The organism is Streptacidiphilus sp. PAMC 29251 (assembly GCF_054208735.2).
The window spans coordinates 7,787,968-7,809,343 of record NZ_CM135725.2; the positions used below are offsets into that span (position 1 = coordinate 7,787,968).

The following is a 21,376-nucleotide window of genomic DNA, read 5'->3' on the forward strand; positions in this document are numbered from 1 at the left end:
GCAACAGTGCCGCAACTGGTACTTGAACTCAACGGACAACGCAGGACTCTGGAACCGGGGCGCAGTTACACCCTCGGACGCGACCCGCAGTCGGACGTCGCGGTCGACGACGCACGGGTCTCCTGGCGCCATGCCACCATCGCGTACCACGGCAACGGCTGGGTACTCGAGGACCTGGGCAGTACGAACGGCACCTATGCCAATGGCCAGCGGAGCAATCAGATCACCCTCGGGCAGGGCGCCGTGGTCACCCTGGGCAACGCCGAGAGCGGGCCGAGGCTGACCTTCGCCGGGGTGCCCGCCCCGGTGGTGCCAGGCGCGGGCGCCCCCGGCGGGGGCGGCGACTGGCACGACCAGGGCACCGCGCGCTTCAACCCGGCCGCGAACCCGGCCGCCCAGGGCGGCTTCCCGCAGCAGCAGGTGCCCCAGCAGGGCGGGTACAACCAGCCGCCCTACGGCGGTCCCGGCAGCGGCGCCAACGTCGGCGGCTACCACCAGCAGCCGTCGCAGCCCGCGCCCGAGCCGGTCTACGGCTCGCGCAATCCCACCATGGTCCGCAACCTGGCCGGTGGCCTGCGCACCATCAGGATCGGCCGCGGACTCGACAACGAGCTGGTGGTCTCCGACCTCTCGGTCTCCCGGCACCACGCCGAACTGCGCCAGCTGCAGGACGGCCGCTACGAGATCGTCGACCTGGAGAGCCACAACGGCACCTACCTCAACGGCCAGCCGATCGACCGCAGGCTGCTCGGCCCGCAGGACATCGTCGGCGTCGGCCACTCGACCTTCCGGCTGGTCGGCGACCAGCTCGAGGAGTTCGTCGACACCGGCGAGGTCTCCTTCTCGGCCCGTCACCTGACGGTCGAGGTGGACTTCAAGGGCGGCAAGAAGGTCCTGCTGGACAACGTCAGCTTCGGGGTGCCGGAGAAGTCGCTGGTCGCGGTGATCGGCCCGTCCGGGTCCGGCAAGTCGACGCTGCTGCGCGCCCTCACCGGCTACCGCCCGGCCGACCGCGGCGACGTGCTCTACGACGGCCGTGACCTCTACAAGCAGTTCGCCGAGCTGCGCCAGCGCATCGGCCTGGTGCCGCAGGACGACATCCTGCACTCCCAGCTGACCGTCAGGACGGCCCTGAAGTACGCGGCCGAGCTGCGGTTCCCCGGCGACACCGAGGCGTCCGAGCGGGCCCGCCGGGTCGACGAGGTGCTGGTGGAGCTGCACCTGGAGAAGCGCGCCGACAACAAGATCACCGCGCTCTCCGGCGGCCAGCGCAAGCGCGTCTCGGTCGCCCTGGAGCTGCTCACCAAGCCGTCGCTGATCTTCCTGGACGAGCCCACCTCGGGCCTCGACCCGGGCATGGACCGCGACGTCATGAAGATGCTGCGCGGCCTCGCCGACGAGGGCCGCACGGTCCTGGTGGTGACCCACTCGGTGGCCGAACTCGCGCTCTGCGACCGGCTGCTGGTGATGGCCCCGGGCGGTGCGGTGGCCTTCTTCGGCCCGCCGAAGGAAGCGCTGCACTTCTTCGGCTTCGAGACCTGGGCCGACGTCTTCCAGGCCTTCGAGAACTACCCGGACCACGACTGGGCCGGCCGCTTCCGCGGTTCGGTGCACTACCAGATGTACTCCGCGGACGTGGAGGCCGTGCAGGCGCAGTCGTCGCAGATACAGCACGAGCAGTCCAAGCCGCCGAAGCAGCAGAGCTGGGGCTCCCAGCTGTCCACCCTGGTCCGCCGCTACGCCACGGTCATCGGCGCGGACAAGGGCTTCGTCGGCCTGCTGATCGCGCTGCCGCTGATCATGGGCGCGATGAGCCTGGCCCTCGGCTCCTCCGCCGGGCTGGTGGGGACGGGTGATCCGCAGAAGCCCAACACCGACGCCGGCACGCTGCTGCTGGTGATCGCGGTGGGGGTGTGCCTCACCGGTGCGGCCAACTCGGTCCGCGAGCTGATCAAGGAACGGGTGATCTACGAGCGCGAACGCGCGGTCGGCCTGTCCCGCTCGGCGTACATGATGTCCAAGGTGATCGTGCTGGGCGTGATCACCGCGCTGCAGTCCATCGTGCTGTCGGTGATGGGCATCCTGCCGAACAAGCTGCCCAAGCACGGCCTGCTGATCTCCTCCACGCCGCTGCCCGAGATGGTGCTCGTCTTCACGCTGCTCGGCATCGTCTCGATGATGCTCGGTCTGGTGGTCTCGGCCGTGGTCAAGACCGCGGAGAAGACCATGCCGCTGCTGGTGCTGCTGGCGATCCTCCAGGTGGTCTTCTGCGGCGTGCTGGTCAAGCTGACCCAGCCGGGCGTGGCCCAGCTGGTCTGGCTGGTGCCCTCGCGCTGGGCGGTCGCCGCCGTGGCGGCCACCGTCAACCTGGCCGCCATCGGCGACCCGGCGCACGCCGACGACAAGCTGTGGACGCACACCCTGACCCAGTGGTCGATCGACGTGGGCGCGCTGGTCTTCCTCGGCCTGGTCTGCGCGTTCCTGGTGGTCCGGCTGCTGCGCAGGCACGAGCCCGAGGTCATGCGCTCCAGCTGACCCCGGTACCGGAACGAACGACGTGGCCGCACCCCGAAGACCGGGGTGCGGCCTCGTCGCGTGCGGTCCTGCATCGAATGCATAACCCTTCCGGCAGCTTGCCCGAAACCCGCAACGTGCATCGCGTGGAGCCTCGTAGCATGCACTTCGTCACCCTCGTGGTCGAACACATGAACGGAAATCACGCAAATGGCGCATATGAACGGGTTCGCCCATGGCTTTGTGAACCCCCTTCTCGCCTATCTCATCGCCACCATCGGCGCGGCTCTCGGGCTCCGCTGCACCGTCCGCGCGATCTCGCTCCCGCCGGAGCGCCGCCGGGGCTGGCTGCTGCTCGCCGCCAGCGCCATCGGCTGCGGCATCTGGACCATGCACTTCATCGCCATGCTGGGCTTCTCGGTCACCGACGCCTCCATCGTCTACAACGTGCCGCTCACCCTGCTCAGCCTCGCCGTCGCCGTGGTCGTGGTCGGCATCGGCGTCTTCTACGTCGGCTACCGCCCGCAGGGCTGGGGGACGCTGCTCATCGGCGGCGTGCTGACCGGCGTCGGCGTCGCGGTGATGCACTACATGGGCATGGCCGCGATGAACATCAACGGCACGGTCGGCTACAAGCCGCTGATCGTGGTCGCCTCGGTCGGCATCGCGGTCTTCGCCGCGACCGCCGCGCTCTGGATGACCCTCAACATCCGCGGCGTCTGGGCCTCCGCGCTCTCCGCCATGATCGCCGGCGTCGCCGTCTGCGCCATGCACTACACCGCGATGGAGGCGGTGACGGTGCGGCTGGTCGGCGGCCTGCCGCCGCACGGCACTCCCGCCGCCCAGTTCATCCTCCCGGTCGCGGTGGGCATCGTGGTCTTCCTGACGGTGGCAGGCATCGTCGTCGCCATGTCCCCGCACGAGGACGACCGCAAGCGCCAGGACGAGCCCCAGGAGCGGATCCAGGTCACCCTCTTCGACGGCAGGACCCGCGGCCTCTAGGAGGAGCGCGGCCGCCGGCGACCGGCGCTAACGCGCCAGGATCAGGTGCAGATCGCCGAACTCGTGCCACAGGTACCGCTCCCGCAGCGCCTCCGCGTAGGAGAGGTCGAGCAGCGGGCGTCCCGCTATCGCCTCCAGCATCAGCAGGTGCGAGGCGCGGGGTTCGTGCAGGCCGGTCAGCAGCCCGTCGACCACCCGGACCCCGCGCGCCGGGGTGATCACCAGCTCGGTCCACCCCGAGGCCGCCCGCAGCACCCCGTCGGGGTCCACCGCCGACTCCAGCGCCCGGACCGCGGTGGTCCCCACCGCCACCACCCGGGAGCCGGCCCGCCGGGCCGCCTCGACCACCCGCACGGTCGCCGCGGGCACCTCGAACCACTCCGCGTACGGCGGCTCGTGCGACTCCACCGAGGCGACGCCGGTGTGCAGGGTGATCGGCACGATCTGCACGCCCCGGCTCACCAGTTGCGCCACCAGCTCCGCGGTGAACGGCCGGGCCGCGCTCGGCATCTCCGCCGAACCGGCCGTGGCCGGCCCCTCCACGGCGGCCAGCGAACGCGCGAACACCGTCTGGTACGCGGCCAGCGGCCGGTCCGCGTCGGTGTAGCCGTAGCGGATCGCCCGCCCGTGCCGGGCCAGGTACGCCAGCGGATCGGCCACCGGGAAGTCCGCCGTCCACAGCCGCCCGGCCCCGCCGGGCAACGGCTCCAGCTGCGCCAGCACGGCCCCGCCCGCCAGCCGTACCCGGACCGGTCCGCCGTCCCCGATCCGCTGCCGGGTGCTGCCGTGCCCGTCCGGGGTCCGCAGCTCGACCACCCAGCGCCGGGCCGAGCGCCGGGTCGAGAAGTGCGCGACCACCTGCTCGCCGCCGCCCTGCACCCGACCGTCCACTGCGGCCGGCAGCGTCGCCGAGGTGTTCACCACCAGCACGTCCCCGGCCTCCAGCAGCCGCGGCAGATCCCGGAAGGCGTGGTGCGCCGTCAGCGGCTCGCCGCCGTCCGCGAACCGGCCGAGCAGCAGCCGGACGTCGTCCCGCCCGGCCCGGCCGCGCTCCTCCGGCGGCGCGGTCGCCTCCAGCTCCTCCGGCAGGTCGAACTCGTCCACCCCGAAGCCGTCCAGGGCCGCTGCCAGCTCCTCCGCCGCCGCCTCCTTCCGGACCGGGTAGGCCAGATGCCCGGCCCGGTCCCCGCGCTTGCGGCTGTCGCCCTGCTTGCGGCTGGGCCCGCCGCCGCCCCGGCGGACGATCCCCGGCTCCGCCCCCGACTCCACCTGCTGCGTCCTCACCGGGTCCACTCCTTCACGCCCCGCCCCGACACCGCGTACCGTCCGCTCCGCGCGCCGCTGCCGACCAGCTCCAGCAGGGCCGGCACGGCGGACTCCTCCGGCAGCGGGCGTCCGCTGCCGTCGTCGTCCGGCACCGCCGCCGCGTACATCGCGGTGCGCATGTCGCCCGGGTCGACCCACCACACCCGCAGCTCCGGCTCCTCCACCGCGAGCACCGCCGACAGCTGGTCCAGCGCGGCCTTGCTCGCGCCGTAGCCGCCCCAGGTCTCGTAGGCCTCGACGGCCGCGTCCGAGCTGATGTTCAGCACCGCGCCGCCGGACGCCCGCAGCAGCGGCAGCGCGGCCTGGACCAGCGCCAGCGGCGCCACCGCATTGGCCTCCAGCACCTCCCGGAAGCCGTCCAGGCTGTGCGAGGCCAGCGGGACCAGCGGTTCCGCGCCCAGCGCGCCGGCATTGTTGACCAGCAGGTCGACCCCGCCCAACTCCGCTGCCGCGGCGATCAGTTCAGCCCGGTGCCCGGGGTCGGTGACATCCCCGGGCAGCGCCACCACCGAGGTGTGCAGCTCGGCCGCGACCGCCCCGAGCGCCTCCGCCCCGCGGGCGTCCAGCACCAGCGACCACCCCTCGGCGGCCAGCGCGCGTGCCAGCGCCCGGCCCAGTCCTCGCGACGCTCCGGTGACTACAGCGACAGCCATGACCCGCTCCTCACATGTCCGTTCTTCCGCTCTCCACGGTAGGCACCGGCACCCCTCCGGACCTCCGCCGCGGGGGAGCCGACGGCAGGGCCCTTGGACCTAGTCCTCCGGTCCTGGGCCCCGCACCCCCGACGCCCGATGCCCGGTGGATCACCCGACGGTACGGTGGCGGCATGTCCCCGCGTCCGAACACCGACCGGCCGAGCCAGAGCTGCGGCCCGACCGACGACCCGTGCCTCGACGGCATCGAGGCGGTGAGCACCGCCGTGCTCGCGATGAGCCGTCATCTGGAGGTGCGCGAGGTGCTGCAGCGCATCGTCACCTCGGCCCGCACCCTGGTCGGCGCGGAGTACGCGGCCCTCGGGGTCCCGGACGACCACGGCGGCTTCGCCCAGTTCGTCGTGGACGGCATCAGCGACCAGCAGTGGCGCGAGATCGGCCCGCTGCCGCGCCAGCACGGCATCCTCGCGGCGATGATGAAGGAGACCACCCCGCAGCGGCTCGACGACGTCCGCCAGGACCCCCGCTTCGTCGGCTGGCCGCAGGCGCACCCGGACATGGCCGCGTTCCTGGGCGTCCCGATCCTCGACGACGACGAGATCCTCGGGGCTCTGTTTCTTGCAAACAAGACGGGTAGCGCCGACGCGCACGCCCCGTTCACCCCGCACGACGAGCACCTGCTGCGGATCCTCGCCGCGCACGCGGCCCTCGCCCTCACCAACGCCCGCCTCTACGAGCGCAGCCGCGAGCTGACCCTGGTCAGCGAGCGGGCCAGGATCGCCCACGACCTCCATGACGCGGTCTCGCAGAAGCTCTTCTCGCTGCGGCTCACCGCCCAGGCCGCCTCCGCCCTGGTCTCCCGCGACCCGGACCGGGCCAGGGCCGAGCTCGCCGAGGTCTCCCGGCTCGCCGCCGAGGCCGCCGAGGAGCTGCGCGCCGTGGTGGTCGAGCTGCGTCCGGCCGCGCTGGACGAGGACGGCCTGCTGCCCACCCTCCGCTCCCAGGTCGAGGTGCTCAACCGGGCCCACGGCGCGGAGGTCGGCTTCACCCACACCAGGATCCACGCGCTGCCCTCGGCCCAGGAGGCGGCCGTGCTGAGGGTCGCCCAGGAGGCCCTGCACAACGCGCTGCGCCACTCCGGCGCCACCCATGTCCGGGTCCAACTCGGCCCGCTCGCAGGCAGCCGCGGCGCCCTGCTGACGGTCGCCGACGACGGCCGCGGCTTCGTCCCGGCCGAGGTCCGCCGGGCCGGCCGGCACCTGGGCCTGGTGTCCATGCGGGACCGCGCGGCCGGCGTCGGCGGCGCGCTGCGGATCGAATCGGCCCCCGGCCGGGGGACCGTGGTGGAACTGGAGGTCCCCGGTGGCTGAGGAACAAGAAGGCAGACGCGCTCGGATCCGGGTGCTGCTCGTCGACGACCACCAGGTGGTCCGCCGGGGGCTGCGCACCTTCCTGGAGGTCCAGGACGACATCGAGGTGGTCGGCGAGGCCGCCGACGGCGCCGAGGGCGTGGAGCGCGCCGAGGAGCTGCGCCCCGACGTGGTGCTGATGGACGTGAAGATGCCGGGCACCGACGGCATCGAGGCGCTGCGCATCCTCAAGGAGCTGGGCAACCCGGCCCGGGTCCTGGTGGTGACCAGTTTCACCGAGCACCGCACGGTGGTCCCCGCGCTGCGGGCCGGGGCCGCCGGGTACGTCTACAAGGACGTCGACCCGGAGGCCCTGGCCGGGGCGATCCGCTCGGTGCACGCCGGCCATGTGCTGCTCCAACCCGAGCTGGCCGGCGCCCTGCTGGCGGACGAGTCGCCGCGCAGCCCGCAGGGCCGGGGCGGCTCGCTGACCGAGCGCGAGCAGGAGGTGCTCGGCCATATCGCCGACGGGCGCTCCAACCGGGAGATCGCCCGGGTGCTGCACCTCTCCGAGAAGACGGTGAAGACCCATGTCTCCAACATCCTGATGAAGCTGGACCTCGCCGACCGCACCCAGGCGGCGCTCTGGGCGGTCAGGAACGGCATGACCCGCTGACCCGACCCCATTCCGGGGTCAGGGCCGCACCGGCTCGTCCACCATCGCGTTGTACGCCGCCACCGTCGCCCGCCGGGCCGCCCGTCCCAGCGGACGCATCGCGGCCTCCCTGGCCGCCATCTCCCCGGCGCTGACCGCGGCGCCCGCGTCGGCCGAGGCCAGCGCGAGCAGCGAGCGCACCTGCCGGGCCGACTGCAGCACCCGGACCGCCCGGGGCTGGTAGCCGGGCGCCAGCAGCTCCGGCTGGCGGCGCTTGCGGTAGGCCTCCAGGGCCCGCTGCACCGAGGGGCCCCCGCCGGCCACGTCCAGCCGCAGCAGCAGCGCCGTGGCCTCGCGCAGCGCCTCCGCCAGCTCCCGCTCGGCGTCCCGCAGCTGCGGGACGTCCGCCGGGACGCCCGGGTCCACCGGCAGTACTCGCCACTCCACCCGGACCAGCTGGTCCCCCTCGGGCCCGTGCCGGACCACCTGGGGCAGCAGGCCGAGCGAGGGGCCGCCGGTGGTCAGCACCGCCTCCCCGGCCAGCAGCGCCTGCTCGTTGAAGCCGGCCGGCCCGGTCAGTCCCAGCGGATGCCCCGGCGCGGGCAGCGCCAGCCGCAGCCCGGTCGCCCCGGCGATCCGCAGCCGCCCCAGCCCCAGGGTCAGTCCGTCCCCCTCCATCTCGTGCTGGTCGTCGCCGCCCCGCACCGCCTCGCCCGCCTGGTCGGGCGAGGTGAACCCGCCCAGCCAGGCGTTGCCCCAGGCAACCAGTCGCCCCGATCGGGGCTCGTCGAATACGTCATCGGGACGGCTTCCGCCGGTGTTCTGCGCCATGGGGCAAGCCTACGAAGAAGTCGTACACACAAGTGGCGTAGGTTTTGCCTCGACGAAGACGAAATCTGCGGCAAGCAGCAATCTGCATTGGGGAAGGCGTACGCATGAGCGACGTGCTCGAGCTGGTGGACGTATCCGTGGTCCGGGACGGACGCGCGCTGGTGGAGCAGGTGTCCTGGTCCGTCGCCGAAGGTGAGCGCTGGGTCATCCTCGGCCCCAACGGCGCGGGCAAGACCACCTTGCTCCAGGTCGCCTCCTCCTATCTCTTCCCCTCCAGCGGCACCGCCGCGATCCTCGGCGAGAAGCTCGGCGGCGTCGACGTCTTCGAGCTGCGCCCCCGGATCGGCCTGGCCGGCGCCTCGATGGTGGACAAACTGCCGCGCCGGCAGACCGTGCTGGACACCGTGCTCACCGCCGCCTACGGGATGACCGCCACCTGGCGCGAGCAGTACGACACCTCCGACGAGACCCGGGCCCGGCTACTGCTGGACCTGCTCGGCATGGCCGAGTACACCGGCCGCCGCTTCGGCACCCTCTCCGAGGGCGAGCGCAAGCGCACCCTGATCGCCCGCGCCCTGATGACCGACCCCGAGCTGCTGCTGCTGGACGAGCCGGCCGCGGGGCTCGACCTCGGCGGCCGCGAGGACCTGGTCCGCCGGCTCGGCGCGCTGGCCCGGGACCCCAAGGCCCCGGCCATGGTGATGGTGACCCACCACGTGGAGGAGGTCCCGCCGGGCTTCACCCATGTGCTGATGATCCGTCAGGGCAAGGTGCTCGCGGCCGGGCCGCTGGAGGACACCCTCACCCCGCGCAACCTCTCGCTCTGCTTCGGCCTGCCGCTCACCCTCGAACGCCATGCCGACCGCTGGTCCGCCCGCGGCCTGCCGCTGGGCTAGCAGCCTGCCGCACGATTTCCCCCACGCGACGTCAACATCCGGACTACCTGCGCAAACCCCTCTCCACGGACCCGTTCCGCCACCTACCATGGGGCCGTGGAGAACTGGATGTGGTGGTTGATCGTCGCGGCCGTCCTCGGCGTGCCGCTGGTGGTCACGGCCATGCCGGAGTTCGGCATGTTCGCGATCGGCGCCGGGGCCGCCGCGGTCACCGGCGTCGCGGGCGGGGGACGGTCGCGCAGTTCGTGGTCTTCCTGGTCGTCTCGGTCGCGCTGGTGGTCTTCGTCCGCCCGCTGGCCATGCGGCAGTTGAGGCGTGGGCCGCAGTTCAGGACGGGTATCGACGCGCTCACCGGCGCCACCGCCCTGGTCCTGGAACAGGTCGACGAGCACGGCGGACGGATCAAGCTCCAGGGCGAGGTCTGGTCTGCCCGCTCGCTGGACCCGGGCCAGGTCTTCACAGCAGGCCAGCAGGTGAACGTCGCGGAGATCGACGGCGCCACCGCCCTCGTCCTCTAAGCCGAATGACTGGCGTCCGACTAGCGACCGACGACCGACCGACTTTTTTGGAGTCCTCGTGAATTCCGTGATCATCGTTCTGGTCATCCTGGTCATCCTGGCGTTCGTCGCACTGATCAAGACGATCCAGGTGATCCCCCAGGCGAGCGCGGCGATCGTGGAGCGCTTCGGCCGCTACACCCGCACCCTGAACGCGGGCCTCAACATCGTGGTGCCGTTCATCGACACCATCCGCAACCGGATAGACCTGCGCGAGCAGGTGGTGCCCTTCCCGCCGCAGCCGGTGATCACCCAGGACAACCTGGTGGTCAACATCGACACGGTCATCTACTACCAGGTCACCAACGCCAGGGACGCGACCTACGAGGTCGCCAGCTACATCCAGGCGATCGAGCAGCTGACCGTCACCACCCTCCGCAACATCATCGGCAGCATGGACCTGGAGTCCACCCTCACCTCCCGCGAGACCATCAACGCCGGCCTGCGCGGCGTCCTGGACGAGGCCACCGGCAAGTGGGGCATCCGGGTCAACCGGGTCGAGCTGAAGGCGATCGAGCCGCCGACCTCCATCCAGGACTCGATGGAGAAGCAGATGCGCGCGGACCGCGACAAGCGCGCCGCGATCCTCACCGCCGAGGGCGCCCGGCAGGCCCAGATCCTCACCGCCGAGGGCCAGAAGCAGGCCGAGGTGCTGCGCGCCGAGGGTGAGGCCCAGGCCGCCGTGCTCCGCGCGGACGGTGAGGCCGCGGCCATCCGCACCGTCTTCGAGGCCATCCACGAGGGCAACGCCGACCAGAAGCTGCTCGCCTACCAGTACCTGCAGACGCTCCCGGAGATCGCCAAGGGCGACGCCAACAAGCTCTGGATCATCCCGAGCGAGATCGGCGACGCCCTCAAGGGTATCGGCGGCGCCTTCACCGGCCTCACCCCCAAGGACGTGGCGCCGGTCGGCGAGGCCAACGGCTCCACCGTCCCGCCGCAGATGGACAAGCGCCGCGAGTACCCCTCGATCGATCCCGAGTGAGGTGATCCCGGATGATGGGCCGCCGCACCCCTCCACCCGCTGGTCGTGCATGATCTGAAGCGCACGAACAGCGAAAACGAAGGGGTACGGCCATGTCACCGTGGGAGGCAGTCGGCGTCTTCGCCGCCGGAATCGGGGCCGGGACCATCAACACCGTGGTCGGCTCGGGCACCCTGATCACCTTCCCGGTCCTGCTCGCGTCGGCCTGCCACCGGTCACCGCGAACGTCTCCAACACCCTGGGGCTGGTCCCGGGATCGGTCAGCGGCGCCCTCGGCTACCGCGAGGAGCTCCGCGGCCAGCGGCCCCGGCTGCTCCGCCTCGGCAGTGCCGCGCTCCTCGGCGGACTGCTCGGAGCGATCCTGCTGCTGGTCCTGCCGGCCGGGGCCTTCAAGGCGATCGTCCCGGTGCTGATCGGCATCGCGCTGCTGATGGTGGTGTTCCAGCCCTGGCTTGCGAAGTACCTGGCCGCCCACCGCACCGAGCCGGTCCGGGCCGAGGGCGGCGTGGCGCTGCTGGTCGGCGTGTTCGCCACCGGCATCTACGGCGGCTACTTCGGCGCGGCCCAGGGCGTACTGCTGCTCGGCCTGATGGGCCTGCTGCTCGACGACGACCTGCAGCGGATCAACGCGACCAAGAACGTCCTCGCGCTACTGGTCAACGGCATCGCCGCGGTCTTCTTCCTGTTCGCCGCGCCCATCGACCGGACCGCCGCGCTGCTGATCGCGGCCGGCTCCGTCATCGGCGGCCAGCTCGGCTCCCGGGTCGGCCGCAAGCTCCCGCCGACCGCGCTCCGCGCCCTGATCGTCGCGGTCGGCATCGCCGCCATGGTCAAGCTGCTGCTCTAGCTCCCTGCTGAGGCGTCCGGTGGCGTAGGTTCATTCGACGTCCCCCACCAGCCAGGAGCAAACCCCATGAGCAAGCGGCCCGAACGACTCACCGATGAACAGATCGCCGACGGCGTCCGTGAGATCCCGAACTGGCACCGCGAGGGGGACGCGCTGCTGCGCACCCTGCAGGCCCCCGACTTCCCGGCGGCCGTCCGCATCGTCGTCGCCGTCGCCGAGGCCGCCGAGGCGATGGACCACCACCCGGACATCGACATCCGCTGGCGCACCCTGCACTTCGCCCTGACCACGCACGACGTCGGCGGCATCACCGTGCTGGACCTCCAGCTGGCCGCCGCGGTCGACACGGCGGTCGACACGGTCCTCAGCTCCCCGTGAGATGCTGACGGCCGCATCGTGAAGTCGGGAGCTGACGGAACCCATGGAACGCGACCCATCCGGTACCGAGTACGGGCAGTACTGGCAGCCCGAGGACCAGCAGGCGGAGGGCCACCCCCCGCCCGTCCCGCCGCAGGGCGAGGGCTACGACCAGTCCGGGTACGGCTACCCGGCGCAGCCGTACCCGGAGCAGCAGCCGTACCAGGAGCAGTCGTACCCGGAGCAGCAGTCGTACCCGGATCCCCCGTACCAGCCGCAGCCGCAGCAGTACGCCGCCTATCCCGAGCAGCAGCAGTACCCAGCCGCCCCGTACCCGGACCAGGGCTACTACCAGCCCACCCCGAACGAGTACCAGCCCACCCCGAACGAGTACCAGCCCATCCCGTACGAGTACCAGCCCGCCGAGTACCAGTACGGCGTCCCGCCCCAGCAGCAGGGCTACCAGCCGGCGGCCGACACCACCGCCCAGTGGTCCGCCGCCGAGATGTACCAGTCCGACCCGTACCAGGCCGAGTACCCGCCCCCGGAGTACCCGCCCGCCGCCGCAGAGCCTCCCGTCGCCGAGCCCGAGCTTGCCGCAGACCCGGACCAGGAACCTGCGCCGGATCCCGCTGCCGCCCCCGCGGGCCCCCTGCTGCCGCGCCTCGCCGCCGCCGCGACCGGTCGGGCCCCGGGCACCGACCGCCGCAGCTTCCTGATCCGGGCCGGCATCGGCGGCCTCGCCCTGATCGTGGTGGCCGCCGCGGGCTACGCCGTCGCGGGCAAGGGCTCCACCAAGAAGCCCACCGCGGGTGCCGTCGCCCAGGCCAACCTGGCCGGCAGCCACAGCAAGGCCTGGTCCGCCCCCGCGGTCCCGGCGACGGCCGGCAACGACGGCCTGCTCGGCTCCTGGCTGCTGCCCACCGCCCTGGTCCGCGGCGACGGCGCGGGGGTCACCGCCTACGACACCGCCAAGGGCGCCAAGCTCTGGACGGTCGCCCCACCGGCGCCCGGCGCGGTCCCCTGCGCGATGTCACCCTCCGTCAGCTCCACCGGCATCGGCGCCGTCCTGTTCCAGGCGAAGCCGGGCACCGGACAGGCCTGCACCCTGCTGGTCGCGGTGGACACCGCGACCGGGCAGCAGAAGTGGACCGCCACGATCAACAAGGCCACCAAGGCCTACGGCGCCTCGGTCATGGTGAACGACACCCGGGCCGTCGCCGTCGGCGACGCGGCAGCGGTCGGCTACGACCTGACCACCGGCAAGCAGAGCTGGACCTACGCCGGCCCCGGCAAGTTCTGCGGCGCCCTCGGCGGCAGCGGCGCGGGCAGCACCCTGCTGCTGCAGAGCACCTGCGCCGACACCAGCCCCAAGCAGCAGGCCATCGACCTCGACGCGGACACCGGCAAGCTCACCTGGTGGCGCGGCCTGCCGCAGACCGCCTCCTCGTACACCGTGCTCTCGGCCGCCCCGGCCGTGGTCGCGGTGCACATGACCGACGCCGGCAAGGACAGCATCATGTCCTTCAGCGCCAAGGGCGACACCCAGGCCACCATCTTCGCCTCGCAGACCGCCGGGATGCTGGACTCCACCCACGGCGCCTTCGATCCCGACCCGGCGCTGTTCTTCCAGGGCAGCACGATGATCGCCGAGATCACCCCGGGCGGGGCCGCCAGCGGTACCGCCGGACTGCTCACGGCGTTCAACCTGGTCGACGGCAAGCAGCTGTGGCAGGCCACGCCCAAGGAGAAGGGCCGCTCCGCGCTGGTCGGCATCGACGGCACCGCCGCCGTGGTCGCGACCGAGGAGCGGATCGGCCAGCAGGCCAAGCTCAGCCACTACGACCTGGCCACCGGCCAGGAGACCGCGGGCGGCAACTTCCCCAGGGCACCGGCTCGCTGCTCACCTCGGGCCGGATTCTCTACCGCAGCAACCTGGTGACGGTCCTCCCCGAGTTCACCAACCCCTACGGCACCTCGGCCACGGCGTTCACCACCGCCGGCTGAGACGCCGACCGGGGGTGAGTCGTCGGCCCGGACCCCCGTGCCGGGCCGACGACAGCTCTGAGAGGGCTCACGCGGGCTGCCCTCACGCGGGCAGCGGCAGCCACTCCGGCAGCTCCCGCGCTTCGCCCCGAGCGCCAGCATCAGCGACGCCTCCGGGGTGGGTTCGAACGGCTTGACCAGCAGCGCCATCCCGGCCTGCTCAGGCGTGCGGTCAGCCTTGCGCTGGTTGTCTGCGGCGCAGGCCGCGACCGTGTTCAGCCAGGTGTCGCCGCCCCCGCGCGACTTCGGCAGCACATGGTCGACGGTGCTCGCGCGCCGCCCGCAGTAGGCGCAGCGGAAGCCGTCCCGGATCAGTACCCCCCGCCGCGACCAGGCGGCCCGTTGTCGGAACGGCAACCCGTACGTACCGGCGCAGCCGCACCACCCTCGGCAGCGGCAGTTCCACCGACGCGGCCCGCACCAGGCGCAGCGGATGCGCGTGCTCGACGACGGCCTTGTCCTGGAGTACGAGCACGACGGCGCGCTGCAGCGACACCGTCGACAGCGGCTCATAGCTCGCGTTGAGCACGAGTGTGTTGCGCATTCCGGCCACCTCCAGGATTCGGTCCGCCGCCACGGCGGCCTGCGTGACCACTGTGACGGCGGACCTACCCCCGGAACAACGTAATTTCCGCCCCGGCTACTCCCGGCCGGGCCGGACCCTCCCGGCTACTGCTTCGGGGCCTCGTACTCGGCGATCAGCTGGGCCCGCCCCAGCGTGTGGAAGCGGAGATTGAACCCGACCACGGCGGGCGAGGCGTCCGCGTCCGGACCGAGCTTCTCCTGGTCCACCGCGTAGACCGTGAAGACATAGCGGTGCGGGCCGTCCCCGGGCGGCGGCGCGGCACCGCCGAAGTCACGGGTGCCGTAGTCGTTGCGCACGTGCACGGCGCCCTCGGGCAGTCCCTTGAAGCTGCCGCTGCCGGCCCCCTGCGGCAGTTCGGTCACCGCGGCCGGGAGGTCGAACACCGACCAGTGCCAGAAGCCGCTGCCGGTCGGCGCGTCCGGGTCGTAGCAGGTCACCGCGTAGCTCAGGGTCCCAGCCGGGGCGCCCTCCCAGCTCAGCTGGGGCGAGAGGTTCCCCTCGCTGTACACATGCGCGTCCGGCAGCACCCCGTCGGCGCCGAAGTCGGCGCTGCGCACGGTGAACGCCGGCACCGGCGGATGGAAGTCGTGGGGGAGCGGCCGCCTGGAATCCGACATTGCGTCAACCTCCTGCATCGAGCCCGGTCTGTACCGGTTCAGGCTATCCCCGCCCCGCTGTCTAGGATCGTCGAGAAGGACGGCAGACGCACCGAGGGAGGGACCCGCACGTGTCCGACACCGACACCGGCAGCCTGCTGCCCCGGGAGTTCTTCGCCCGCCCGGCGCACGAGGTCGCCCCCGAGCTGCTGGGGCGGCTGCTGCTGCGGCAGGAGCCGGACCAGGGCCCCGCCGCGGCGGTCCTGCTGCGGATCACCGAGGTGGAGGCGTACGAGGGGGACATCGATCCGGCCGCCCACGGATTCCGGGGCCGGACCGCCCGCAACGCCGTGATGTTCGGCCCGGCCGGGCACCTCTACGTCTACTGGATCTACGGCATGCACCACGCCGCCAACCTGGTCTGCGGCGATCCGGAGGAGTCGCACGGGGTGCTGATCCGGGCGGGTGAGGTGGTCCAGGGGCAGCCGCACGCGCTGCGCCGCCGGTCGACCGCGAAGAGCGCGGCGGAACTGGCGAAGGGCCCCGGCCGGCTCACCCTGGCGCTGGGGATCGACCGCACGCTGGACGGGGCCGACGTGTGCGACCCGCGGTCCGAGGTCCGGATGTACGAGGGCGTCCCGCTGCCCCGGTCCCGGGTCCGCAGCGGACCGCGGACCGGTGTCTCCAAGGCCTATGAGACGCCCTGGCGCTTCTGGGAGGCGGACGACCCGACGGTGAGCCCGTACCGTCGGCACGTTCCCCGTAGGCGCGCTACTCCTGCCACTTGAGGATCTGGTGCAGGGCGTCGAACATGTCGCGGCGCTCGGGGCCGAACCAGTCGTTCACCTGTTGCAGCACCGCCTGCGGCGAGGTCGGCTCCTCGGCCCGGGTGAGCGCGGAGGCGGAGGCGCTGAGCTCGTCCGCGGCCACCGAGAGCGCGCCCGAGGCCTGCGCCAGGCTCGGCCAGTCGCCGGAGCCGACCGCCGCTCCGCACTGCCGCAGCAGTCCCAGCACCAGGGCGTACTGCTCGGCCAGCTGTCGGCCGGCGTCGGACAGGACCGGATCAGTGGACATGCCACGACCGTAGGGCCCGCTCGCCGCCGCTGCCACCGGGGCGGCTCCGGCCGGGGTCGCACATTCGGGTGATGCGCCCCCGGGCTCGGTTACCCCGCGGTTCGGCCGGTCGTTGACCCGTGGTGACAGCAATGCGGATGTCCCCTTCGTTCCATTCGACGGATACGGAAGCGGAAACGGTTCTGCGGTCGTCGTTGGAGCCGATCTTCGAGGAGCTGGTCCGGGAATGGTTCGCCGAAGGCCGTATCGTGCCGGGGGTGGAAGATCGTGATTCGACCAGCATTGATCGACAATAGTTGCTATCTGTCTTACTGATGATGCAGAAAGTAACGATCCTTGCCAATGTTCTTCGCCTGTGCTGCTATCTAAGTTGCATGAGGCCCTGCCGGGAGTTTCTGGCCCGACGGTAACCGGCGCTGTGTGTGCGGCAACGCACACCACGACCTTCAGGTTCTGGCCCTCACTACTCCTCTGGCGAGCGAGCCGTGCCTCAAAATCTTTTCGAACCGCGCAAATCGGTCAAACGTGAACGTCCGCCCGCCTTTGCGCCCGGGCTGGAACCGTCACGCGATCCCGCCATTCCGCGGCAGGTGATCAGGCGAATATCGGACGAGCCCCCGGTTGAGCCACCAGCCGGGGTGTCGGCCGCGGTGTCGGCCGAGCCCGAGGTGTCGGCCGAGGCCGCGGCCACGGTCGGCCTGTCGGCGCCGGTCCACGAGCCGTCATGGCTGCGGGTCTACTGGAACACGTTCCGTTCCTTCGCCCGAAGACGGTTGGGTCTTGGTCCCAGAAGCCCGCGGACACCCGACCACTCGGGGTCCGCGCGCCGTCCCTTCCTCATCGTCACCGCAGTCGTGCTCGTCCTCGCCCTGCTGGGCGGCGGAGCGCTGCTGGTGGCCGGCCAGCACCGTGCGTCCCGGACCGCTGCCGCCCCGCCGCCCGGCCCCGCCCCGAAGTCCGGGGCCCCCAGCGGCGTCCCCTCACCCGCCGAGCGTTCCGACACGGCCCGGTGGATCATCGACAACGTCGGCCCCGGCCAACTGGTCGCCTGCGACGCGGCCGTCTGCGGGACGCTGGCCTCACTCGGCTTCCCGGCCGCCTCCCTGGTCCAGATCCAGGACAGCGCGCAGGCCCTGCAGAACGCCGACGTGGCCGTGGTCACCACCACCCTCCGCGCCCGGCTCGGCGCCGACCTGCTCGCGGTGACCGCCGTCGAGCCGCTCGCCGTCTTCGGCACCGGCGCCCAGGCGATCACCGTGCAGGCGGTCGCCCACGCCGGCCGGGCCGCCTACACCCGGCAGCTGGCCGCGGACCTCGCCAGCGCCGCCAGGCGGGCAAGGCCCTGCTGGCGAACCGCCACCTCAGCATCGCCCCCCAGGCCCGCAGCGCGCTCGCGCGCGGCCTGGTGGACACCCGGGTGTGCGCGCTGCTGGCCACCCTCAGCGCCGGCCACACCGTCGCGGTCGCCTCCTTCGGCGTCCAGCAGCCCGGCGCCGGCCCCGACATCCCGCTCAGCTCGGTGCAGATCACCGGCATCGACCACCAGTCGCCGACCGGCGCCAGCGCCCCGGCGCGGGCGCTGCGCGCGCTCGTCGCCGCCCAGCAGCCGCCCTACCGGCCGCTGGCCACCGCCTCCCTCGTGGCCGGGGTCGGCGTTCCCGCACTTGCCCTGCACTACTCCCAGCCCGCCCCCCTGGCCGGTCTGGACAGTACGACGTCCTGAGCGCCACCCCCTTCGGAAAGGCTACTTCCATGGCACTCCGTCACCTCCGCAGACCCGCGGCCGTGCTGCTCGCCGCAGGTCTCGGCACCGCCTGGCTGGTCGGCCCGGCCGCCGCCAGCGCCCCCCGGGCCACCGCCTGGTCCGGCGGCTGGCTCCGGCTGGCCCACTTCTCACCGGGAACCCCGGCGGTGGACGTCTACCTGTACCCCTACGGCGGCTCTGACGCGGCGCTGGTGCTCAAGCACGTCTCCTACGGGGACGCCTCACCGTACGAGTCGGTGGCCACCGGCCAGTACACCGTGGCCATGCGGCTGGCCGGAGCGTCCTCGTCGGTGCAGCCGGTCATCTCCTCCACGGTGGACGTCGAGCGCGGCAAGGCCTACACCGTGGCCGGCCTCGGACCCACCAAGGCGCTCCAACTCGAGACGCTGCCGGACCAGTTGACTGCCCCCAGCGGTGAGGCGGGGGTGCGGGTGATCCAGGCCTCGCTGACCCAGCCGAACGTCACCGTGCATGTGGCGAGCCAGGACCAGAGCAGCCTCCGCTTCCCGACCTCGACCCCCTACCGGACCGTCCCGGCGGGCAGCACCACGGTCAAGGTCACCGCGGGAGCCGCCAGCACCACCCGCACCGTGGACTTCGCCGGTCGCAGCACCCACACCCTGGTGGTGCTCTCATCGGCCAACGCCGCACCGAAGCTGGTCGATCTCACCGACTCCGCCGGGCCCGCCAACCAGCCCAAGGGCGGCGTGGCAGCAGGCCTGGGCGGCGCGGCCGCCGCACCCGCGTCCTCGGCGATACCCGCGATCGCGGGCTGGGGCGCCGCGCTGCTGGCCGGAGCCGTTGTCGCCCTCTTCGCCGCCAGGCGCCTGCGACGGGCCTGAGCCGGTAGTGGCCCGCCACGCGAAACCCCGGTCGAAGGGCCGGCTCGCCGCCGGCTCGCTGGTGCTGCTGGGAGCGGCATCGGCGGTCGGCGGCGCGGTCGGGCTCGGGGCGACCCTGGAGCACCGGGGCGCCCCCGGCGGCACGTCCAGCGTGCAGATGATGGGCGGCGCGTCCACCGCGGGGGCCGCCGTCGGACCGGTCGTCGCCCAGAGCAAGGCGCCGACCGGCCGTACCTCGGTGCGGCCCCGCAGCCTCTCGATCCCCGCGCTCAAGGTGCGGAGCAGCCTGGGGTCCCTGGGCCTGTCCTCGACCGGGGCCTTGGACGTCCCCAGCGATCCCGCGCAGGCCGGCTGGTTCAACGGCGGACCGGTCCCCGGCCAGGCCGGACCGGCCGTGATCGTCGGCCATGTGGACTCGCGCACCGGCCCCGGAGTGTTCGCCGACCTCCGACTGCTGCGGATCGGGGACGTCATCACCATCGCCCTGAGCAATGGCTCAAGCGTGCGCTTCCAGGTGACGTCCATTCAGCACTACCCCAAGGACGACTTTCCCACCGCCGACGTCTACGGCGGCCGCCCCGACCCTGAGCTGCGCCTGATCACCTGCGGAGGGCCTTTCAAGGGCCAGGAGTACCTCGACAACGTGGTCGTCTACGCACGACTCGCTTAGAACCGTATGAGTGAACCCGGGTTTAGCGAGGCGTGGCGACCCATCCGCCACGCCGTTCACTGCGAAGCATGTGTCAGGGGTCACCGGCAGAAGGCCGGTGCTCCTGGCATGACATGTGGATCAGAGATGGGGCGTGATGGGCGAGGAGCACCTCGATACCCGGTTGTTGGTGGAGTTGACCGAGCAGTCGCAGGATTTGAACAGCGACGCGTTGCGGATCACTCGTGAGGCGCTGACCGAGTACTCGGAGCAGGAGCCGGTGCGGCGTTGGTGGCAGCGCAGTGGCACGGTGGCGGCGGTGGTCGGTGGCGCGGCGTTGCTGGGTTCGGCGCGGGCGGCGGCGGCGTCGGGTGACGACATCATGGCGTTGCAGACGGCGGCGTCGTTGGAGAACCTGGCGGTCAGTGTGTATACGACTGCTGCGGGGTTGCCGTTCATCAAGGACGGCAACAAGACGGTGGCGGCGTTCATCACCAAGACCACCGCTCAGCACAAGGCGCACGGGCAGGCGTTCGACTCCGCTGCCACCCAGGCCGGTGGCAAGGCGCAGAACGACCCGGACCCGAAGTACCTGGCGGTCGTCAAGCAGATGCTGCCCTCGATCAAGACCCCCGCCGATGTGGTGAAGCTGGCGATCACCCTGGAGGACGTGGCGGCGCAGACCTACACCAGCTATGTGTCCAAGGTGACCGACCCGCAGCTGCGGAAGCTGTTCGCCTCGGTCGCCCCGGTGGAGGCGCAGCACCGTTCGACGCTGCTGGCGGTGCAGGCGCTGCTGGCCGGCGGCGCGCCGCAGCTGATCGCGATCCCCACGGATGCGGCGAAGCTGCCGGCGGCGGCTGGCAGTGTCGGGTTCCCCGACGCGTTCTACCCGACCAAGAGTGCTTCGCCGATCAGTGAAGGGGCCGTGAAGTGAGTGCTGGCAACGACAGCTGGCAGCTGCCGATCTCCGAGGGCGAACTCACCCGCCTGACCCGCGACCTGGATGAGGCGCACCGCGAGCACCTGCCGCTGATGCACGCGGCGGCAGCGGACCTGACCGAGGAGCTGCGGTCCTCGTCCCGGCGCGGGTTCCTGCTGGGGACCGGCGGGGTGGCGGCGGCGCTGGCGCTGGCGGCGTGCTCGAGCAGCAGTTCGACCAAGAGCGCGGTCGGCGCGCCGAGCGCCTCCGCGTCCGGGTCGGGCGGGGCGTCCTCGGGCAGCAGTATGTACACCGGTGACCTGCAGGTCGTCGCCCTGGCCACCGCATTGGAGAACCAGGCCGTGGGCGCGTACACGGCGGCTTTGGCGGCGGCGAAGGCGGGGAAGCTGGGGACGGTGCCGCCGGCGGTGGGGACGTTCGCGACCACGGCGATGGGCCAGCACGCGGATCACGCGAAGGCGTGGAACGCGGTGCTGACCGGGGCCGGGAAGCCGGCCATCACCACCGTGCCGCTGTCCAACCAGCCCGCCACGCTGAAGGCCCTGGGGCGGCGAGCACGGTCGGGGCGGTGGCGAAGCTGGCGCTGGACCTGGAGAACCAGGCTGCGCAGACGTATCTGTTCGCGACGTACAACGTGACCAGTGCGGCGGGGATCGCGACGGCGGCGAGCATCGCGCCGGTCGAGGCGATGCACGCGGCGATCTTGAACTTCGTGCTGGGCCAGTACCCGGTCCCGGACGACTTCCTGCCGGTCGACAAGGCCGCCAGCCCCACCCTCCTCACCGTCTGACCATCAGGGCGGTGCCACCGATTCCTGTACGAACGGTGCACCGCCCTGTTCTGCGCCCCCGGAGCCCCTCGAAGAGCTCTGTCCGAGTTGCGGACCCGGGTAAGGGGGGATCG

The 21,376-nt window shown here is 72.1% G+C and carries 21 protein-coding genes and 3 pseudogenes; 17 read left to right on the top strand and 7 right to left on the bottom strand.

The window, feature by feature from the left end; translation table 11 throughout:
• The first annotated feature begins 6 nt into the window (after window positions 1-6).
• Both ACXKR8_RS36855 and ACXKR8_RS36860 read left to right on the top strand, forming a co-directional pair.
• Complete coding sequence (locus ACXKR8_RS36855) at window positions 7-2,535, top strand: FHA domain-containing protein (protein WP_458275184.1); 2,529 nt, start codon at window positions 7-9, stop codon at window positions 2,533-2,535.
• Window positions 2,536-2,724: 189 nt separating this feature from the next.
• Window positions 2,725-3,516, top strand: coding sequence for an MHYT domain-containing protein (locus ACXKR8_RS36860; protein ID WP_458268897.1), 792 nt, complete (start codon window positions 2,725-2,727; stop codon window positions 3,514-3,516).
• Between the two features lie 27 nt (window positions 3,517-3,543).
• Here the strand turns inward: ACXKR8_RS36860 and ACXKR8_RS36865 are convergent, their stop codons facing one another.
• Together ACXKR8_RS36865 and ACXKR8_RS36870 are read right to left on the bottom strand one after the other, a co-directional pair.
• Window positions 3,544-4,635 carry an S-adenosylmethionine:tRNA ribosyltransferase-isomerase gene (locus ACXKR8_RS36865; RefSeq protein WP_458275185.1) on the bottom strand — a complete coding sequence of 364 codons (1,092 nt, stop codon included), beginning with the start codon at window positions 4,633-4,635 and terminating at the stop codon, window positions 3,544-3,546.
• 161 nt (window positions 4,636-4,796) lie between these two features.
• Window positions 4,797-5,495, bottom strand: a complete 699-nt coding sequence (locus ACXKR8_RS36870) for an SDR family NAD(P)-dependent oxidoreductase (RefSeq protein ID WP_458268898.1) — start codon at window positions 5,493-5,495, stop codon at window positions 4,797-4,799.
• A gap of 275 nt (window positions 5,496-5,770) precedes the next feature.
• Here ACXKR8_RS36870 and ACXKR8_RS36875 point away from each other — a divergent pair, with 275 nt between their 5' ends.
• Window positions 5,771-6,865, top strand: a complete 1,095-nt coding sequence (locus ACXKR8_RS36875; RefSeq protein WP_458275186.1) for a GAF domain-containing sensor histidine kinase — start codon at window positions 5,771-5,773, stop codon at window positions 6,863-6,865.
• A complete protein-coding gene (locus tag ACXKR8_RS36880; RefSeq protein WP_458268899.1) occupies window positions 6,858-7,520 on the top strand; it encodes a response regulator in 663 nt (220 codons plus the stop codon). Before ACXKR8_RS36875 ends, ACXKR8_RS36880 begins: the two co-directional genes overlap by 8 nt.
• A gap of 18 nt (window positions 7,521-7,538) precedes the next feature.
• Here the strand turns inward: ACXKR8_RS36880 and ACXKR8_RS36885 are convergent, their stop codons facing one another.
• Window positions 7,539-8,330, bottom strand: coding sequence for a hypothetical protein (locus ACXKR8_RS36885; RefSeq protein WP_458268900.1), 792 nt, complete (start codon window positions 8,328-8,330; stop codon window positions 7,539-7,541).
• 104 nt (window positions 8,331-8,434) lie between these two features.
• Here ACXKR8_RS36885 and ACXKR8_RS36890 point away from each other — a divergent pair, with 104 nt between their 5' ends.
• The 6 genes and pseudogenes from ACXKR8_RS36890 (at window position 8,435) to ACXKR8_RS36915 (ending at window position 13,914) form a co-directional block, all read left to right on the top strand.
• Window positions 8,435-9,226, top strand: a complete 792-nt coding sequence (locus tag ACXKR8_RS36890; RefSeq protein ID WP_458268901.1) for an ABC transporter ATP-binding protein — start codon at window positions 8,435-8,437, stop codon at window positions 9,224-9,226.
• Between the two features lie 162 nt (window positions 9,227-9,388).
• Window positions 9,389-9,744: pseudogene (locus ACXKR8_RS36895) on the top strand (NfeD family protein).
• Between the two features lie 58 nt (window positions 9,745-9,802).
• Window positions 9,803-10,768: an SPFH domain-containing protein gene (locus ACXKR8_RS36900; RefSeq protein ID WP_458268902.1), complete on the top strand. Its 966-nt coding sequence runs from the start codon at window positions 9,803-9,805 to the stop codon at window positions 10,766-10,768.
• A gap of 92 nt (window positions 10,769-10,860) precedes the next feature.
• Window positions 10,861-11,615, top strand: a pseudogene (locus ACXKR8_RS36905) (sulfite exporter TauE/SafE family protein).
• 66 nt (window positions 11,616-11,681) lie between these two features.
• Window positions 11,682-11,993 (top strand): 4a-hydroxytetrahydrobiopterin dehydratase, encoded by a 312-nt coding sequence (locus ACXKR8_RS36910; protein WP_458268904.1) that lies wholly within the window; start codon window positions 11,682-11,684, stop codon window positions 11,991-11,993.
• A gap of 43 nt (window positions 11,994-12,036) precedes the next feature.
• Window positions 12,037-13,914, top strand: coding sequence for an outer membrane protein assembly factor BamB family protein (locus ACXKR8_RS36915; RefSeq protein WP_462099972.1), 1,878 nt, complete (start codon window positions 12,037-12,039; stop codon window positions 13,912-13,914).
• Window positions 13,915-14,061: 147 nt separating this feature from the next.
• Here the strand turns inward: ACXKR8_RS36915 and ACXKR8_RS36920 are convergent.
• Together ACXKR8_RS36920 and ACXKR8_RS36925 are read right to left on the bottom strand one after the other, a co-directional pair.
• Window positions 14,062-14,562, bottom strand: a pseudogene (locus ACXKR8_RS36920) (HNH endonuclease).
• 125 nt (window positions 14,563-14,687) lie between these two features.
• Window positions 14,688-15,221, bottom strand: coding sequence for a YbhB/YbcL family Raf kinase inhibitor-like protein (locus ACXKR8_RS36925; RefSeq protein WP_458268907.1), 534 nt, complete (start codon window positions 15,219-15,221; stop codon window positions 14,688-14,690).
• A 110-nt stretch (window positions 15,222-15,331) separates the two neighbouring features.
• On the opposite strand from ACXKR8_RS36925, the gene ACXKR8_RS36930 reads away from it, so the two are divergent.
• On the top strand, window positions 15,332-15,988 hold the full coding sequence (locus ACXKR8_RS36930) for a DNA-3-methyladenine glycosylase (protein ID WP_458268908.1): 657 nt from the start codon (window positions 15,332-15,334) through the stop codon (window positions 15,986-15,988).
• On the opposite strand, the gene ACXKR8_RS36935 is transcribed toward ACXKR8_RS36930, so the two are convergent.
• Together ACXKR8_RS36935 and ACXKR8_RS36940 are read right to left on the bottom strand one after the other, a co-directional pair.
• Window positions 15,972-16,274, bottom strand: a complete 303-nt coding sequence (locus ACXKR8_RS36935) for a hypothetical protein (protein ID WP_458268909.1) — start codon at window positions 16,272-16,274, stop codon at window positions 15,972-15,974. The two genes, ACXKR8_RS36930 and ACXKR8_RS36935, sit on opposite strands and share 17 nt — an antisense overlap.
• A gap of 1,079 nt (window positions 16,275-17,353) precedes the next feature.
• Entirely contained in the window at window positions 17,354-17,548 is a 195-nt protein-coding gene (locus tag ACXKR8_RS36940; protein ID WP_462099973.1) for a hypothetical protein, read from the bottom strand.
• 131 nt (window positions 17,549-17,679) lie between these two features.
• Here ACXKR8_RS36940 and ACXKR8_RS36945 point away from each other — a divergent pair, with 131 nt between their 5' ends.
• The 6 genes from ACXKR8_RS36945 (at window position 17,680) to ACXKR8_RS36970 (ending at window position 21,263) form a co-directional block, all read left to right on the top strand.
• Window positions 17,680-17,997, top strand: coding sequence for a hypothetical protein (locus ACXKR8_RS36945; protein ID WP_462099974.1), 318 nt, complete (start codon window positions 17,680-17,682; stop codon window positions 17,995-17,997).
• 29 nt (window positions 17,998-18,026) lie between these two features.
• A complete protein-coding gene (locus ACXKR8_RS36950) occupies window positions 18,027-18,881 on the top strand; it encodes a DUF4397 domain-containing protein (RefSeq protein WP_458268911.1) in 855 nt (284 codons plus the stop codon).
• Window positions 18,882-18,888: 7 nt separating this feature from the next.
• Window positions 18,889-19,551, top strand: coding sequence for a class F sortase (locus ACXKR8_RS36955; RefSeq protein ID WP_458268912.1), 663 nt, complete (start codon window positions 18,889-18,891; stop codon window positions 19,549-19,551).
• Window positions 19,552-19,687: 136 nt separating this feature from the next.
• Window positions 19,688-20,467, top strand: coding sequence for a ferritin-like domain-containing protein (locus ACXKR8_RS36960; RefSeq protein ID WP_458268913.1), 780 nt, complete (start codon window positions 19,688-19,690; stop codon window positions 20,465-20,467).
• Window positions 20,464-21,111 (top strand): ferritin-like domain-containing protein, encoded by a 648-nt coding sequence (locus tag ACXKR8_RS36965; protein ID WP_462099975.1) that lies wholly within the window; start codon window positions 20,464-20,466, stop codon window positions 21,109-21,111. Before ACXKR8_RS36960 ends, ACXKR8_RS36965 begins: the two co-directional genes overlap by 4 nt.
• Window positions 21,042-21,263, top strand: a complete 222-nt coding sequence (locus ACXKR8_RS36970; RefSeq protein WP_462099976.1) for a ferritin-like domain-containing protein — start codon at window positions 21,042-21,044, stop codon at window positions 21,261-21,263. The genes ACXKR8_RS36965 and ACXKR8_RS36970 overlap by 70 nt, the downstream gene beginning before the upstream one ends.
• Window positions 21,264-21,376 lie beyond the last annotated feature (113 nt).